Origin of the sequence: Kitasatospora sp. GP82, assembly GCF_029892105.1 — a bacterium.
Classification (GTDB): Bacteria; Actinomycetota; Actinomycetes; order Streptomycetales; family Streptomycetaceae; genus Kitasatospora.
Genome location: NZ_JARZAJ010000053.1, coordinates 24,446 through 40,001 on the forward strand (window position 1 = coordinate 24,446; position 15,556 = coordinate 40,001).

12 protein-coding genes are annotated in these 15,556 nt (G+C 71.9%); 10 read left to right on the forward strand and 2 right to left on the reverse strand.

Features of this window, described 5'->3' with window-relative positions; translation table 11 throughout:
• Positions 1 to 8 precede the first annotated feature (8 nt).
• Complete coding sequence (gene mutM, locus P3T39_RS32950) at positions 9 to 890, forward strand: bifunctional DNA-formamidopyrimidine glycosylase/DNA-(apurinic or apyrimidinic site) lyase (RefSeq protein ID WP_280702931.1); 882 nt, start codon at positions 9 to 11, stop codon at positions 888 to 890.
• A 110-nt stretch (positions 891 to 1,000) separates the two neighbouring features.
• Here mutM and P3T39_RS32955 read toward each other — a convergent pair whose 3' ends face one another.
• Complete coding sequence (locus tag P3T39_RS32955; RefSeq protein WP_280702932.1) at positions 1,001 to 1,921, reverse strand: hypothetical protein; 921 nt, start codon at positions 1,919 to 1,921, stop codon at positions 1,001 to 1,003.
• Between the two features lie 166 nt (positions 1,922 to 2,087).
• Here P3T39_RS32955 and P3T39_RS32960 point away from each other — a divergent pair, with 166 nt between their 5' ends.
• From P3T39_RS32960 to ftsY, 6 genes are all read left to right on the forward strand, one after another.
• Positions 2,088 to 3,434 carry a hypothetical protein gene (locus tag P3T39_RS32960; protein ID WP_280702933.1) on the forward strand — a complete coding sequence of 449 codons (1,347 nt, stop codon included), beginning with the start codon at positions 2,088 to 2,090 and terminating at the stop codon, positions 3,432 to 3,434.
• Between the two features lie 119 nt (positions 3,435 to 3,553).
• A complete protein-coding gene (locus P3T39_RS32965; protein WP_280702934.1) occupies positions 3,554 to 4,042 on the forward strand; it encodes a winged helix-turn-helix transcriptional regulator in 489 nt (162 codons plus the stop codon).
• A gap of 31 nt (positions 4,043 to 4,073) precedes the next feature.
• On the forward strand, positions 4,074 to 4,367 hold the full coding sequence (locus P3T39_RS32970; RefSeq protein ID WP_280702935.1) for an acylphosphatase: 294 nt from the start codon (positions 4,074 to 4,076) through the stop codon (positions 4,365 to 4,367).
• 405 nt (positions 4,368 to 4,772) lie between these two features.
• Complete coding sequence (locus P3T39_RS32975; protein WP_280702936.1) at positions 4,773 to 4,976, forward strand: hypothetical protein; 204 nt, start codon at positions 4,773 to 4,775, stop codon at positions 4,974 to 4,976.
• Between the two features lie 308 nt (positions 4,977 to 5,284).
• A complete protein-coding gene (gene smc / locus P3T39_RS32980; RefSeq protein WP_280702937.1) occupies positions 5,285 to 8,902 on the forward strand; it encodes a chromosome segregation protein SMC in 3,618 nt (1,205 codons plus the stop codon).
• A gap of 263 nt (positions 8,903 to 9,165) precedes the next feature.
• Positions 9,166 to 10,359 (forward strand): signal recognition particle-docking protein FtsY, encoded by a 1,194-nt coding sequence (gene ftsY, locus P3T39_RS32985; protein WP_280702938.1) that lies wholly within the window; start codon positions 9,166 to 9,168, stop codon positions 10,357 to 10,359.
• Between the two features lie 236 nt (positions 10,360 to 10,595).
• On the opposite strand, the gene P3T39_RS32990 is transcribed toward ftsY, so the two are convergent.
• On the reverse strand, positions 10,596 to 11,285 hold the full coding sequence (locus P3T39_RS32990) for a bifunctional DNA primase/polymerase (RefSeq protein ID WP_280702939.1): 690 nt from the start codon (positions 11,283 to 11,285) through the stop codon (positions 10,596 to 10,598).
• 517 nt (positions 11,286 to 11,802) lie between these two features.
• On the opposite strand from P3T39_RS32990, the gene P3T39_RS32995 reads away from it, so the two are divergent.
• The 3 genes from P3T39_RS32995 (at position 11,803) to P3T39_RS33005 (ending at position 15,414) form a co-directional block, all read left to right on the forward strand.
• A complete protein-coding gene (locus P3T39_RS32995) occupies positions 11,803 to 13,257 on the forward strand; it encodes a hypothetical protein (RefSeq protein WP_280702940.1) in 1,455 nt (484 codons plus the stop codon).
• A 382-nt stretch (positions 13,258 to 13,639) separates the two neighbouring features.
• Positions 13,640 to 15,079 (forward strand): ammonium transporter, encoded by a 1,440-nt coding sequence (locus P3T39_RS33000; protein WP_280702941.1) that lies wholly within the window; start codon positions 13,640 to 13,642, stop codon positions 15,077 to 15,079.
• Positions 15,076 to 15,414, forward strand: coding sequence for a P-II family nitrogen regulator (locus tag P3T39_RS33005; RefSeq protein WP_280702942.1), 339 nt, complete (start codon positions 15,076 to 15,078; stop codon positions 15,412 to 15,414). Before P3T39_RS33000 ends, P3T39_RS33005 begins: the two co-directional genes overlap by 4 nt.
• The last annotated feature ends 142 nt before the right edge of the window (positions 15,415 to 15,556 follow it).

The following is a 15,556-nucleotide window of genomic DNA, read 5'->3' on the forward strand; positions in this document are numbered from 1 at the left end:
GCCGCGAGGTGCCCGAGCTTCCCGAGGTCGAGGTGGTCCGGCGCGGCCTGGCCCGCTGGATAGCCGGCCGCACCGTCTCCGAGGTGCAGGTACTGCACCCGCGTGCCGTCCGCCGTCAGCCGGGCGGTGCACCCGACTTCACCGCCCGTCTCACCGGGGCCACCTTCGGCCGGGCCCAGCGGCGCGGCAAGTACCTCTGGGTGCCCCTGATCTCTTCGGGGGCCGACTCCGATCCGGGCTTCTCGATGATCGGGCACCTGGGGATGAGCGGGCAGCTGCTCGTCCAGGACCCCTCGGTGCCCGACGAGACCCATCTCCGGGTCCGGTTCCGCTTCGCCGACGGCGGGCGCGAGCTGCGCTTCGTCGATCAGCGCACCTTCGGCGGCCTGGCCGTGGAGGACGCAGAGGCGGGCGACCCCGAGTCCACCCCGGTCTCCATCGCGCACATCGCCCGTGACCCGCTCGACCCGCGCTTCGACGACGGTGCCTTCATAGCCGCCCTGCGCGCCAAGCGCACCACGGTCAAGCGCGCACTGTTGGACCAGTCCCTGATCAGCGGGGTCGGCAACATCTACGCCGACGAGTCGCTCTGGCGCGCCAGGCTGCACTACGAGCGCCCCACCGCGACGCTGACCCGCTCACAGGCCGCCGTGCTGCTCCAGCACGCCCGGGACGTGATGAACGCCGCCCTGGAGGTCGGCGGCACCAGCTTCGACAGCCTCTACGTCAATGTGAACGGCGAGAGCGGCTACTTCTCCCGCGACCTGGACGCCTACGGACGTGAGGGCGAGCCCTGCCGCCGCTGCGGGACCCCGATCCGGCGGGCCGCCTGGATGAACCGCTCCAGCTACTTCTGCCCCCGCTGCCAGCGCGAACCCCGCACCCGCTAGCCCCTTCGCGGGCAGTTCCCCGCGCCCCTGGATCGTGCATGGCTGAGCCCAGTTCTCCGGGCCTCTGGACAGTGCGTGGTTGAGCGCCGTTTTCCGCGCTGCGTGCGGGCCTAGCGGTGGGCGGGTTCGGGGATCTTCGGCTGTGCGCCGTGTTCTTCGACCTCGTCCTGGCCGAAGTACGCGACGCCGACCGCGCTGACCACGGCCAGGACGAAGCCGGCGGCGGCCAGCCAGCCGAGGCCGGCCCGCGAGGAGTCGCCCAGCCACAGCACGCCCACCGCGCCGGGCACCACCGTCTCGCCGACCACCAGGGCGGCCGTCGCACCGTTCACCGAACCGATCTGCAGCGCGACCGTGTGCAGGTACATCCCGCCCAGACCGCCGACCAGGATCGCGTACAGCGCGGGGTCGGAGGCCAGCTGTCCCAGGCCGAAGGGCTGGATGCCGTCGAGGATCCGGACGCCGATGCCCAGCGCGCCGAAGCCCAGACCGGAGAGCAGACCGGCCACGATCGCCCCGCTCGAACCCAGCCGCCGCACTATCAGACTGCCGCCCGCGATCAGCACCACCGACACAGCCAGCAGCCACCAGTGCACCGCCATCGCGACGTGGTGGCCGCCCTCGGGCCCCGCGGCCGTGGCCAGCAGCACCAGAGCGCCGCACAGTACGCCGATGGAGGCCCACTCCAGGTTCTTCAGACGCAGGCCGAGCATCCTGATGCTCAGCACCGCGGTGATCACCAGGTTGGCGCTGATGATGGTCTGCGAGAGGAAGAGCGGCAGCAGTCGGGCGGCCAGCGCACCAAGGCCGAAACCGATCAGGTCCAGCACCGTGCCCAGGATGAACTCCCAGGTCACCGCGGCCTTGGCGGTGGAGGTCAGACTCGGACCGCCGCGCTCGGTGACACCCGTGGTGGCGCCCTTGGCCGCCTCCTCCTCACGGGCCGAGCGGCGGGAGCCCACCGCCTGCAGAACGGAGCCGGTGCCGTAGCAGGCGGACGCCGCGACGGCGGTGACAAGACCGAGGATCACCAAAAGCTCCGATCGGATCTGGCTGGACTGATCAGCACAACTATGCCTGGTCGCGGACCTGCCCGAGTCACCCGCCGGGAGGAACAGCGGGTGAACCGCTCGGCGGGGGTCCACTACGCCTGGGGGTGATCCCGCATTGGTCTCCCGGCCAGGTAGCGTCTCTGTCATGAGAACTGTGCTCCGCCGCTCCCCGGCCGCCAGGCCCGCCGCCTCGGCGGCGGCGCTGCTGGCAGCCGTGCTTGGGCTGCTGCTCCTGCTGGCCGCGTCCCCCGCCTCGGCGGCGGGCGGCATCGACGAAGCCTCGACCGCGCTGAAGAAGAGCCAGGTCTACGTCGACCCGGCGATGACCTCTCGGTTCTCCGAGGACCAGGCCGCGGCTCTGAGCAAGAAGCTCAAGGACGCCGACAAGCCGATCTACGTCGCGGTCATTCCGGCGAACGCGCAGTACCCGGGTCCGACCGTCATCCGCGACCTGCGGACCAAGGTCGGTGTGGTCGGTGTCTACGCGGTCTGGCGCGGGGACGCCTTCAAGGCGGACTCGGACAGCGCAGCCTTTTCCCGCGCCGCCTCCGCCAATCTGGCCGGCGCTTCGTTCCGCTCGCACCAGGGCGACATCAACGCGACCCTGAACGACTTCGTGGACCAGGCCGTCGGGCAGGTCAAGGGCCATGCCGCGGACTCCGGCGGCGTGAGCACCGCTGCGATCGTCGTCCCGCTCGCCCTGCTCGCGCTCGCGGGCGGCGGTGTCTTCCTGCTCTTCCGCCGCGCCAAGAAGCGCAAGGAGGAGCAGGCCAGGGTCGAGCTCGCCCAGCTGCGCACCGTCGTGGACGAGGACATCACCGCCTTCGGCGAGGAGCTCGACCGCCTCGACTTCAACCCGGGCGCGCCCGACGCCGACGACGCCCAACGCGCCGACTACTCGCACGCCCTGGACTCGTACGAGCGCGCCAAGCAGACCATGGACGCGGCCAAGCGGCCCGCCGACGTGGCGCCGGTCACCGAGGCGCTGGCGGACGGCCGGTTCTCGCTGGCCACGCTGGCCGCGCGCCGGGACAAGCGCCCGCTGCCCGACCGCCGTCCGCCGTGCTTCTTCGACCCGCGCCACGGCCCGTCCGTGCAGGACGTCGACTGGGCGCCGGCCGGTGGCGCACCGCGCACCGTGCCCGCCTGTGCGGCCGACGCCGCCCGGCTGGCAAGCGGCCAGGACCCGGACATCCGCACCGTGCACACCGAGTTCGGTCAGCAGCCGTACTGGAACGCGGGCCCGGCCTACAGCCCGTGGGCCGGCGGTTACTTCGGCGGCGGCCTGCTGCCGGGCCTGCTGGTCGGCACCGCACTCGGTTCGATCATCTCCTCGCCGGACGAGGCCTGGGCGGCCGGTGCGGACGGCTACGGCTCCGGCTTCGAGGGCGGCGATGTGAGCGGCGCCGACTTCAACAGCTCCGACTTCGGCGGCTTCGACGGCGGCGACTTCGGCGACAGCGGCGGTGGCTCCGACTTCGGCGGCTTCTGAACCGACCGGCCGACCGGCCCCGGCGACCTGCTCAGCGGGTCGCCGGGGCCGGAGTCGTCTCCGCAGGTTCGAGGTCTCCACAGGTTTGACATCACAACTCACTGTGGCAGGCTGGCGCCGTGACCTCTCACTCCGCCGAGCGACACCCCGGCCGCCCTTGCTCGATCGCCGCCGCGCTGCAGATCCTCGGCGAGAGGTGGGCCCTGCTGGCCGTCCGCGAACTCTTCTACGGCAACCACCGCTTCGAGCGGATCGTGCAGAACACCGGAGCCCCGCGCGACCGGCTGACCGCCCGGCTGCGCGCACTGGAGGGAGCCGGGGTGATCGAACGCCGTCGCTACAACGAACGCCCGCCGCGGTACGAGTACCACCTCACCGAGGCAGGCCGGGACCTGATGCCCGTCACCCAGGCCCTGCTCGCCTGGGGCGACCGCTGGCTGCTCCCCGAATCCCCGGTCACCGTGGACCACCACCCGGCGGGTCACCACCCGCATCCGCTCGACCCCGCCTGGACCTGCCGGACCTGCGGCGAAGCCGCCGCCGAAGCCGATCTCACCCTGCGGATCAACACCCCGGGCTGGGACCGTCGGGGCCCGATCGCCGACTGACGGCCGGGCGCGGCCGGATAGGGTCGAAGCCATGCACGATCACGACAGCGCTCACCCCGTCCGGGCCACCATCTGGGTCCGGGGCAAGGTCCAGCAGGTCGGCTTCCGCTGGTGGACCCGGGCCCGCGCGCTGGAGATCGGGCTGACCGGATACACCAGCAACCTCGGCGACGGCCGGGTGCAGGTGGTCGCCGAGGGCCCGCACACCGACTGCGAACAACTGCTCGCCCTGCTGCGCGGCCCCGGAACTCCCGGCAAGGTCACCGGCGTCACCGAGATCTGGAGCGCCACCGGCGACGGCTACGAGAGCTTCGCGATCCGCTGAGCCGGCGTTGCCGCTCCCAGGTGACCGGCAACTGTCGGTGTCGTACGGTTGCCTTCTGGGCAGACTCGTGGTTGACTCCGCAGCGACAGTGATCCATCTCGGTCGAGAGCGGTGCCGCTGTCGATGGCCCCGCCGGCCTCGTGGTGTGTCTTCCCGCCATGCAGGTGACAGGCGCGCGGTAGCGTGCGGTGATCGTGTTGACCCGTACGGTCTTTGGTGAGACGCTGAAAGCCCGCGCACCAGTCTGCGTATTCCCGGCAGGGTCATGTCTTCATGGGCGCAGCTCATGACGGCTTTCCCGCGGTGCCCAGCCGGCACTTCCGGCGCGCTGACGGGTGCGTACCCCCCTTCCCCCTAGACCTAAACCGTTTCGGTTCGGTCACTCAGCGTGGAGGACCATTCATCATGGCAAAGGCGCTTCTCGGGTACGTCGGCGGCCCCGACCCGCGAATGCTCTCCGAGATGCGACGGCTGCAGCAGCGCGTTCAGGATCTGGAGGCCGAGCTCCTCCGGGTGCAGGCCGAGAACGACGCACTCACCGCTGTCGCTGACGAGCACTCGCTGCTCAGCAGCATCGACCTGGATCAGCGGGAGCCCGCACTCACCTGATCCTGACCCGATCCTCACCGATCGACGCTGCTGCGCTTTGAGCCTCCCGTATACGCGAATACGGTCGTATATGGGACGCAGCTTCCGAGGGACGCCCGGGTGGCGTCCCTTCGTCGTGTCCGAGGAGCCGACGCCGGGGGATGTTGTCGATGTGACGAGGAGACTGCCCTCCCTCCGGCGTGGTCAAACCTCCCTCCGGCGTGGTCAAACCTCCCTCCGGCGTGGTCAAACCGCCGCCTGGCGGGTTGCCGTGCGCATGGCCGGATACAGTCGGCCAGCGGCGACTGTCGAGGCCAGGAGGAGGGCACGTGCACCTGAAGAGTCTGACGCTGCGCGGGTTCAAGTCCTTCGCCTCCGCCACCACGCTGCGCTTCGAACCGGGCATCACCTGCGTGGTCGGCCCGAACGGCTCCGGGAAGTCCAATGTGGTGGACGCGCTCTCCTGGGTGATGGGGGAGCAGGGCGCCAAGTCGCTGCGCGGCGGCAAGATGGAGGACGTCATCTTCGCCGGGACCAGCGGCAGGGCGGCGCTGGGCCGGGCCGAGGTCAGCCTCACCATCGACAACACCGACGGTGCACTGCCCATCGACTACTGCGAAGTCACCATCACCCGGACGATGTTCCGCAACGGGGGCAGCGAGTACGCGCTGAACGGCAGCGTCTGCCGTCTGCTGGACATCCAGGAACTCCTCTCCGACTCCGGTATCGGCCGGGAGATGCACGTCATCGTGGGCCAGGGTCAGCTGGACTCCGTCCTGCACGCCGACCCGATGGGGCGACGGGCCTTCATCGAGGAGGCGGCCGGCGTCCTCAAGCACCGCAAGCGCAAGGAGAAGGCGCTGCGGAAGCTGGACTCGATGCAGACCAATCTCAACCGGGTCCAGGACCTGGTCGCCGAACTCCGCCGCCAGCTCGGCCCGCTCGGGCGCCAGGCGAAGATCGCCCGCCGGGCCGCCGGGATCCAGGCCGAGCTGCGCGACGCCAGACTGCGGCTGCTCGCCGACGATCTGCTCACCCTGCGCAGGGCCGTCGAGGCGGAGGTCGCCGACGAGCTGGCGCTGAAGCTGCGCCGTTCCACGATGGAACAGGAACTGGCGAAGGCTCAGCAGCGCGAGGCCGTACTGGAGGCCCAGGTCGAGCAGCTCGGTCCGCAGCTGGAGGCCGCCCGGCGGACCTGGTACCTGCTCTCCGCCCTCGCCGAACGGGCCAGGGGCACCATCGGGCTGGCCGAGGCCAGGGTCCGGCACGCAGTGAGCAGCGCGCAGGGGGAGGAGCGGCGCGGGCGCGAGCCCGAGGAGCTGGAGCAGGAGGCGGCACGGGTCCGCGAGGAGGAGGCCGCGCTCGCCGAGGCGCTGGAGGAGGCGCAGTACGCGCTGGCCGAGGCGGTCGAGCAGAAGTCCGGTCTCGAAGGTGAACTGGCGGCGGAGGAAGGCCGGTTGAAGGCCGCCGCGCGGGCCGCCGCCGACCGGCGAGAGGGCCTCGCCCGACTGCAGGGGCAGGCGGGGGCGGCCCGCTCCCGGGCGTCCAGTGCGCAGGCCGAGATCGGACGCCTGGCCGAGGCCAGGGACGAGGCGCTGCAACGGGCCGAGTCCGCACAGCAGGAGTACCAGCAGCTTCAGGACCGGGTCGACGGTGAGACGGCTGCCGACGGGCGACTGGACACGGCGTACGAGCAGGCCAGGGCGGCGCTGACCGAGGCAGAGCGCGAACTGGCCGCCGTACGGGACGCCCTGGGTGTCGCCGAGCGCGAGCGGGCGGGGCTGACGGCCCGTCACGAGACGCTGGCGCTCGGGCTGCGGCGCAAGGACGGCAGCGGTGCCCTGCTCGCGGCCGGGGACCGGCCGGCCGGACTGCTCGGACCGGCCGCACAGCTGCTGCGGGTCGCACCCGGGCACGAGGTGGCACTGGCGGCGGCGCTGGGCGCGGCGGCGGACGCCGTCGCGGTGGACGGTGTGGACACCGCCGCCCAGGCGCTGCGGCTGCTGCGCCAGGAGGACGCCGGGCGGGCGGCTCTACTGATCGCGGGCGGCACCGGAGAGTCGGCCGAGCGCGGCGCCTTGCCGCAAGGGGCCTGCTGGGCGGGCGAGTTGGTGGAGGCCCCGGCGGATCTTCGGCCTGCCGTCGATGCCCTGCTGGCCCGGACGGCCGTGGTCCTCGGACTGGACGAGGCGCAGTACCTGCTCGCCGTGCGACCGGAGTTGACCGCCGTCACGGCCGAGGGGGATCTGCTCGGCACCGGCTTTGCGCAGGGTGGGTCGGCCGGCGCGCCGAGCCTGCTGGAGACCCGGGCCGCGGTGGCGGAGGCCGCCGGTCGGATCGCCGAACTGGACGTGCGGTGCGCCGGGTCGGCGGATCGGCTGGCGGCGGCCAAGGAGCTTCGCGGTGAGCTCGCCGCCGAGGTCGAGCGGCTGGCGGTGCAGCGGCGGCAGGCCGAGAAGGAGCAGGCGCAGACCGCCGGTGCGCTCGGTCGGCTCGGCGGGCAGGCCAGGGCGGCGGCCGGGGAGGCCGAGCGGCTCGCGGCTTCCGCGGCCAAGGCGGAGGAGGGCCTGGCGCAGGCCCTGGCGGCGGCCGAGGAGTTGGCGGAGCGACTCGCCGTTGCCGAGGAGTCGGCCGAGTCCGGCGAGGACGAGCCGGACGGTGCGCGCCGCGACCGGCTGGCGCAGGAGGCGAGCAGGTCCAGGCAGGCCGAGCTGGAGGCCAGGCTCTCGGTCCGTACGCACGAGGAGCGGGTGCGGGGTCTGGCCGGGCGGGCGGACCAACTCGACCGCGCCGCCCGGACGGAACGCGAGGCACGCGCCCGTGTGGCGGAGCGCCGGGAGCGTGCCCGGCACGAGGCGTCGGCCGCCACCGCCGTCGCGGCCGGCGCCCGGCAGCTGCTGACCCGGCTGGAGCATTCGCTGGTGGCGGCCGAGGCTGAGCGGGTCGAGGTCGAGCAGACCCGCGCCGAACGCGAGGCCGAACTGCGGGCGGGCCGCGAGACGGGCCGCGAACTCAAGTCCGAGCTGGACAAGTTGGTGGACGCCGGACACCGCGACGAGGTGCTGCGCGCGGAGAAGCGGCTGCGGATCGAACAGCTGGAGGCCAAGGCGCTGGAGGAGTTCGGCATCGAGGGCGGCGAACTGCTCGCCTCGTACGGCCCCGACCAGCCGGTGCCGCCCGCGCTGCCCGAGGACGGCAGGGAACCCGGCGAGCCGAGGCCGTACGACCGGTCCGAGCAGGAACGGCGTCTGAAGGCCGCCGAGAAGGCGTACCAGCAGCTCGGGAAGGTGAACCCGCTCGCGCTGGAGGAGTTCGCGGCGCTGGAGGAGCGGCACCGGTTCCTCGGGGAGCAGCTGGACGACCTGAAGAAGAGCCGCCGGGACCTGCTGGACATCGTCCGGGACGTGGACGCCCGGGTCGAGCAGCTCTTCACCTCGGCCTACCACGACACGGCGGCCCAGTTCGAGGGCGTCTTCTCGCGGCTCTTCCCGGGAGGGGAGGGGCGGCTGGTGCTCACGGACCCGGCGAACATGCTCACCACCGGCATCGAGGTGGAGGCCAGGCCGCCCGGCAAGAAGGTCAAGCGACTCTCGCTGCTCTCGGGCGGCGAGCGCTCGCTGACGGCGGTCGCCCTGCTGGTCTCCATCTTCAAGGCGCGGCCCAGTCCCTTCTATGTGATGGACGAGGTCGAGGCGGCGCTGGACGAGACCAACCTGCGGCGGCTGATCGCGATCATGGAGGAGCTGCGGGAGAGCTCGCAGCTGATCGTGATCACCCACCAGAAGCTGACCATGGAGTCGGCCGACGCGCTGTACGGGGTCACGATGAAGGGCGACGGCATCTCGCAGGTGATCAGCCAGCGCCTGCGCGACGGGCACCGCGAACGCAGGCGGACCCCCGCGCCCCGGCAGGCGGACCCGCAGCCCGTGGGCGAGCCGACGGGCTGATCCACCGGTCCGCACACCGAGGCGTGCACCCGCATCGTGGACCGGTCGCGGATACTGGACGGGTTGTGACTCCTCCCCCTCACGGACGAGGGGGCTTCTCACTCGGCCGCCGTGACCACCTCATGGCGGCCAGGCCCCGACCGGCCCCGACGGCCCGGCCGGGGCGCAGCAGTGGAACGGCAGCGCTCCGTGCGCCCTGCCGACCGAAGGATCACTGTCACCCCTCGGTCAACCGGTCGTGGGATCCAGTAAGGGAGATCTATGTGGAATACGTGATCCTTGCCGTAGTCATCGCCGTGGTCGCCATCGGCGCTGTCGCGGGTCTCGTCGTCAGCGGCAGACGGCACAAGCAGCTGCCCCCGAAGCCGGAGGCGCCGGTCGGACTGGGGGAGCGCGGTACGGCGCCCACGGTCCCGAGCGCGCCCGAGGTCGCCGAGGAGGCCGCGCCGCCCACCGAGGAGCCGGTCGAGACCGTCGAGGAGGCTCCGGCCCCGGAGGCCGTCGAGGAGGCTCCCGCCCTTGAGATCCCCGAGCCGACCGCCGGACGCCTGGTCCGCCTGCGGTCCCGGCTCTCCCGCTCGCAGAACTCGCTCGGCAAGGGGCTGCTCACGCTGCTCTCGCGCGAGCGCCTGGACGAGGACACCTGGGAGGAGATCGAGGAGACCCTGCTCACCGCCGACGTCGGTGTCGCGCCCACCCAGGAGCTGGTGGAGAAGCTGCGCACCCGCGTCAAGGTGCTCGGCACCCGTACTCCCGAGGAGCTGCGCGGGCTGCTGCACGAGGAACTGGTCGCCCTGATCGGCGCGGACGCCGACCGTTCGCTGAAGACCGCCAAGCACGAGGACGACCGCCCGGCCGTCGTCCTGGTGGTCGGTGTCAACGGCGTCGGCAAGACCACCACCTCCGGCAAGCTGGGCCGGGTCCTCGTCGCGGACGGCCGCAAGGTGGTGCTCGGCGCCGCCGACACCTTCCGCGCCGCCGCCGCCGACCAGCTGCAGACCTGGGGCGAGCGGGTCGGTGCGCAGACCGTACGCGGTCCCGAGGGCGGTGACCCCGCCTCGGTCGCCTTCGACGCGGTCAAGGAGGGCATCGCCGAGGGCGCGGACACCGTACTGATCGACACCGCCGGCCGCCTGCACACCAAGACCGGCCTGATGGACGAGCTCGGCAAGGTCAAGCGGGTCGTCGAGAAGCACGGCCCGGTGGACGAGGTGCTGCTGGTGCTCGACGCCACCACCGGCCAGAACGGTCTGGTCCAGGCCCGGGTCTTCGCCGAGGTCGTGAACATCACCGGCATCGTGCTGACCAAGCTGGACGGCACCGCCAAGGGCGGCATCGTGGTCGCCGTCCAGCGTGAGCTGGGTGTCCCGGTCAAGCTGATCGGGCTCGGCGAGGGCGCGGACGACCTGGCGCCGTTCGAGCCGGCCGCGTTCGTGGACGCGCTGATCGGGGACTGAACCACCCGCACCGCCGCACACAGGGTCCGCTCCGCAAGGGGCGGGCCCTTCTGCGTACCCCTCCGGGGGAGGCCTTCAGAGACAGGGCGAACCTTCAGGGGCGCGGGGCTCTGCTTGATCAACTGCGTGCGCGGGAGACTCTGCACCTCCGTGGACGGCCGGTCGCGCAGTTCCCCGCGCCCCTGAGGAGCTGTCCCTTGCCCGGCGAGGCCGGGAGGAGTCTGTTGCCCCTGGGGTCAGGAGGCGAGCCAGGCCGGTTCGGCGGTGCGCTCGCGGCTGCGGTGGCAGGCGTAGGCGAGGGTGCCGAGCAGCAGGCGGGCCTCCGGCGGACAGCCGGCGCTCTCGCGGCACGGGCGGCGCAGCCAGCGGACCGGCCCGAGCGCACCGAGCACGCTGGGCGGGGCGGCGATCCAGCTGCCCTCGCCGTGGCAGGCCAGGTCGAGCGCGGCGTCGTCCCAGCCCATCCGGTACAGCAGCTCGGGCAGCCGCTGCGCGGTGCCGGTGGCGACGAAGAAGAGCAGCCGCCCGGTCGGCAGGGTGAGCACCGGGCCGACCTGGGTGCCCATTCGCTCCAGCCGGACCAGCGCTTGCAGGCCGGGCTGCGTGGGTACGTCCAGTACGTCGAAGGAGCGCCCGGCCGGAAGCAGTACGGGGGCGTCGGCGGCCCAGAGTTCGCGCAGTTCCGCGGCGGGCGGGCCGAGCTCGGGCCGGGGGCTGGCGGTGTGCTCCGGGCCGACGGCGGAGTGCAGACCGGGCGCCGCGCAGTGGGTGGCCAGGCAGCCGCAGTTCCCGTCCGACGGGGTACGGCCGGAACCGACGGCGACCGTCCAGCCCCAGCGGCCGGTGTACTCAGCGGCGGCCTGGAACGCGGTGGCCCGCATACGGCGGCGGGCACCGAATCGGAGATCGCCGAAGAGGTTGTCCATGCCTCCCCCAACAGATTGGGATTGCCGGTGGTTACGGGACGGTGACGGTGCGTCGATTGTCCGATGTGGAGCGCGCTGTGTGTCGGCGGCGCGCGCTGGACGTTGTGCTCCGATTCGGGCCGCCCGCGCCAGGAGTCGCCTTGCCCCGGCGTGGCGGATGCCGGATCGTCGTTGCTGCACTGGGTGTCTCCGTCCTCTTTTATGGCCGACAAGGCCCGTGTCGTCCAAGCGAGTTGAGCGTTGAGCAGGCAGAGCGGACGGGCCGGCGGAGGGCGGAACCGAGCCGGCTACAAGTGAAGCGCGGTACGGCGTCGAGTAGTTCACTCGTAGGGGTGGCGAAAGGTGGCGTTTCCCCGTGGATGCTCCCCCGGATGGCGGATGGGGCGTTACGTTCGGCATACGGAACGCAGCGGACCGCCACCGAGGGCGGGAGCAGAACAGGCACGTCGGGTACGGCGGGCCGGGTCATTTGGCGAGCAGGGCCCCGGGCGGGGCCGGGCGGGATGGGGACGTTCCCATGGCAGAGAAGCAACCGAACGAGAAGCTGACGTCCTGGTTCGGCCGCAGCGGCTGGTCCAAGGGCGAGTTGGCCCGCCAGGTCAACCGCAGGGCCCGCCAGATCGGCGCCCACCATGTCAGTACCGACACCTCGCGGGTGCGCCGGTGGCTGGACGGCGAGCAGCCGCGCGAGCCGATTCCGAAGATCATGTCGGAGCTGTTCTCCGAGCGCTTCGGTTCGGTGGTCTCGATCGAGGACCTGGGCCTGCGTACCGCCGTCCCGGTCAGCACCGTCGGCGGCGGGGTGGACCTGCCGTGGAGCGGCGCGCAGACCGTCCAGCTGATCAGCGAGTACTCGCGCAGCGACCTGATGCTCAACCGCCGGGGTTTCCTGGGCACGTCGCTCGCCCTGGCGGCCGGTGCCGCACTGATCGAGCCGATGCAGCGCTGGCTCACCCCGGGTCCGAGCGGCGCGCCCACCCCGGTCCTGGCCGCGGCCAACGGTGGTGAGCCGCACACCGGCAGGCTGTCCGAGCCGGAGATCCAGCTGCTGGAGCAGACCACGGTGATGTTCCGCCAGTGGGACGCGCAGAACGGCGGCGGGCTGCGCCGCAAGGCCGTGGTCGGCCAGCTGCACGAGGTCACCGACCTGCTCCAGGAGACGTACCCCGAGCAGACCACCAAGCGGCTGTTCCGGCTCACCGCCGAACTCGCCCACCTGGCCGGGTGGATGTCGTACGACGTCGGTATGCACCCCAGCGCGCAGAAGTACTACGTACTGGCGCTGCACGCCGCCAAGGAGGCGGGGGACCGGCCGTTCGGCGCGCTGATCCTGACCGACATGAGCCGCCAGATGATCCACCTCAACCGGGGCGAGGACGCCCTGGAGCTGATCCACCTGGCCCAGTACGGCAGCCGGGACACCGCCACCCCGCGCCAGCAGGCCCTGCTGTACGCGATGGAGGCCCGCGCGTACTCCAACATCGGCGAGGTCAACCGCTGCGCCCGCGCCGCCCGGCTGGCCGAGGACACCTTCAGTGACTGCCGCCCCGGTGACAACGACCCGAACTGGCTCAAGTTCTTCTCCGAGGCCGAGCTCAACGCGGAGAACGCGCACTCCTTCCGCGACCTCGCCTACAACTCCTCCCGCAGCCCGCTCTACGCCTCGATGGCGGCGCCGGTGATGGAGCGGGCCGTGGACCTGTTCCGGCAGGACGGGGACCACGTCCGCAGCTACGCCTTCAACCTGATCGGAATGGCCAGCGTCCATCTGCTGCAGAACGAGCCCGAGCAGGCCGTGGTGATGGCCGATCAGGCCGTGGACATCGCCAGGACGGTCCGCTCGGAGCGGCTGAACACCCGGGTGCGCAAGACTTCGGCCGCTGCCACGCGGAACTTCAAGGGCCTGGACGCGGTCGACCGGCTGGCCGAGCGGGTGGTGCACGACATTCCGGAGTTCACCCCGTCCGTGTGACCGCTGTCCGTGTGACCGCCGACCGGGTTGCCGCGGTCCGGCGGTGAGCCCGTTTTCGGCCACCGACGGCCCTCGGCTCCGACCGTGGACGCCCCGTGGGTATGCATCCGATCGGGTTCCCCCGCCCCGCAGCCCGTGGGCTCCACGGCCGGTGAGCCGTCCGCCGCCCTCCGGCGCTGTGCGGCCGCACAGTAGCGCAGCGGTGTGGGAGGCGCGGCCGTGGTTCACGCACTCGTAACTCTCCCGTCAACGCCGTCACGCCGGTGAAACACCGAGCCGCATCGGCCGAAATCAGCCTTCGGCACTCTCCTCTTCATCGCCGACACCCCGGGTGGCACGGGACAGGGATCCCGGGGGCGGTTTTCATCACAAGGAGACGCCGATGCCGGAGGGCTTCAGCGCGGGCGATACCGCCTTTGTGTTCATCAGTGCGGCCCTGGTCATGTTGATGACCCCGGGCCTGGCCTTCTTCTACGGAGGCATGGTCAGGGTAAAGAGCACGCTCAACATGCTGGCCATGAGCTTCATCTCGCTGGCCATCGTCAGCGTGCTCTGGGTGCTCTACGGCTACTCGCTCGCCTTCGGCCCGGACGCCGGTGCCGGTCTGATCGGCAACCTGGACTTCCTCGGGATGCGCGGCATCGGGTTGAACGACCTCAACGGATCCATCCCGGTCACCGCCTTCGCCTCCTTCCAGTTGATGTTCGCGGTGATCACCCCGGCCCTGATCAGCGGTGCCGTCGCGGACAGAGCCAAGTTCTCGGCCTGGGCGCTGTTCGTGGCGCTCTGGGTGACGGTCGTGTACTTCCCGGTCGCGCACTGGGTGTTCTTCTTCGACAACGGCCACGGCGGCTGGCTCGGCGACCGCAGCGGCGTGATCGACTTCGCGGGCGGCACGGCGGTGCACATCAACGCCGGTGTCGCCGGCCTGGCCCTGTGCCTGGTGCTCGGCAAGCGGGTCGGCTTCAAGAAGGATCCGATGCGCCCGCACAGCCTTCCGCTGGTGATGCTCGGCTCCGGACTGCTCTGGTTCGGCTGGTTCGGCTTCAACGCGGGCTCCGCGCTGGCCGCCAACGGCGTGGCGGGGATGGCCTTCCTCAACACCCAGATCGCCACCGCCGCCGCGATGCTCGGCTGGCTCGCCTACGAGCGGATCAAGCACGGCGCGTTCACCACGCTGGGCGCTGCCTCCGGCGCGGTGGCCGGGCTGGTCGCCATCACCCCGGCCTGTGGCTCGGTCTCGCTGCTCGGCGCCATCGCCATCGGCCTGATCGCCGGGGCCGCGTGTGCGGCCGCGATCAGCCTCAAGTACCGCCTGGGCTTCGACGATTCGCTGGACGTGGTCGGTGTGCACGCGGTCGGCGGCATCATCGGCTCGCTCGCGGTGGGCCTGTTCGCCACCGGCCATGTCGGGCAGACTGCCCAGGGCCTGTTCTACGGCGGCGGGTTCGGGCAGCTCGGCAAGCAGGCGATGGGTGTGGTCGTGGTCGGTGTCTACTCCTTCGTGCTCTCCTGGCTGATCGGCACGGCGATCCACAAGACCATCGGCTTCCGGGTCGCCGAGGAGGTCGAGGTCGCCGGGATCGACCAGGCCGAGCACGCGGAGTCGGCCTACGACTTCAGTGCGGTGGGCGCAAGCCTGGCCCGTGCGCTGTCCGTCCCCGCCGTTCCCGCCGTCCCCTCCGTCGCGAGGGCCGTCGAGCGGCCTGCGGCGAAGGACACCGATCCGGTCGTCGGGAAGACTGTCGACAAGGCCGCCGGCAAGGCCGTTGAGAAGACCACCGAGAAGACTGCCGAGAAGACCGAGGTCGACGCCCGATGAAGCTCATCACCGCCGTCATCAAGCCCCACCGACTGGACGAGGTGAAGTCCGCCCTGCGCGACTTCGGCGTCCACGGCCTCACCGTCACCGAGGCCAGTGGCTACGGCCGCCAGCGCGGTCACACCGAGGTCTACCGGGGGGCCGAGTACACCGTCGACCTGGTCCCGAAGCTCCGGATCGAGGTCCTGGTCTCCGACGAGGACGCCGACGAGCTGATCGACGTCCTGGTCAAGGCCGCCCGCACCGGACGGATCGGCGACGGCAAGGTCTGGAGTGTCCCGGTGGACACCGCCGTCCGGGTCCGTACCGGTGAGCGCGGGCCCGACGCGCTCTAGACAACCGTGCACGTCCTCCGGGGCGGGGGGGGGGGGGGGGGGCCCCCCCCCGCCCCGCCCCCCCCCCCCCCCCCCGCCACCCCCCCGGGCCGCGCCCCCCCCCGCGCGCCCCCCCCCCCCCCCCCCCCCCCCGGGGCCCCCG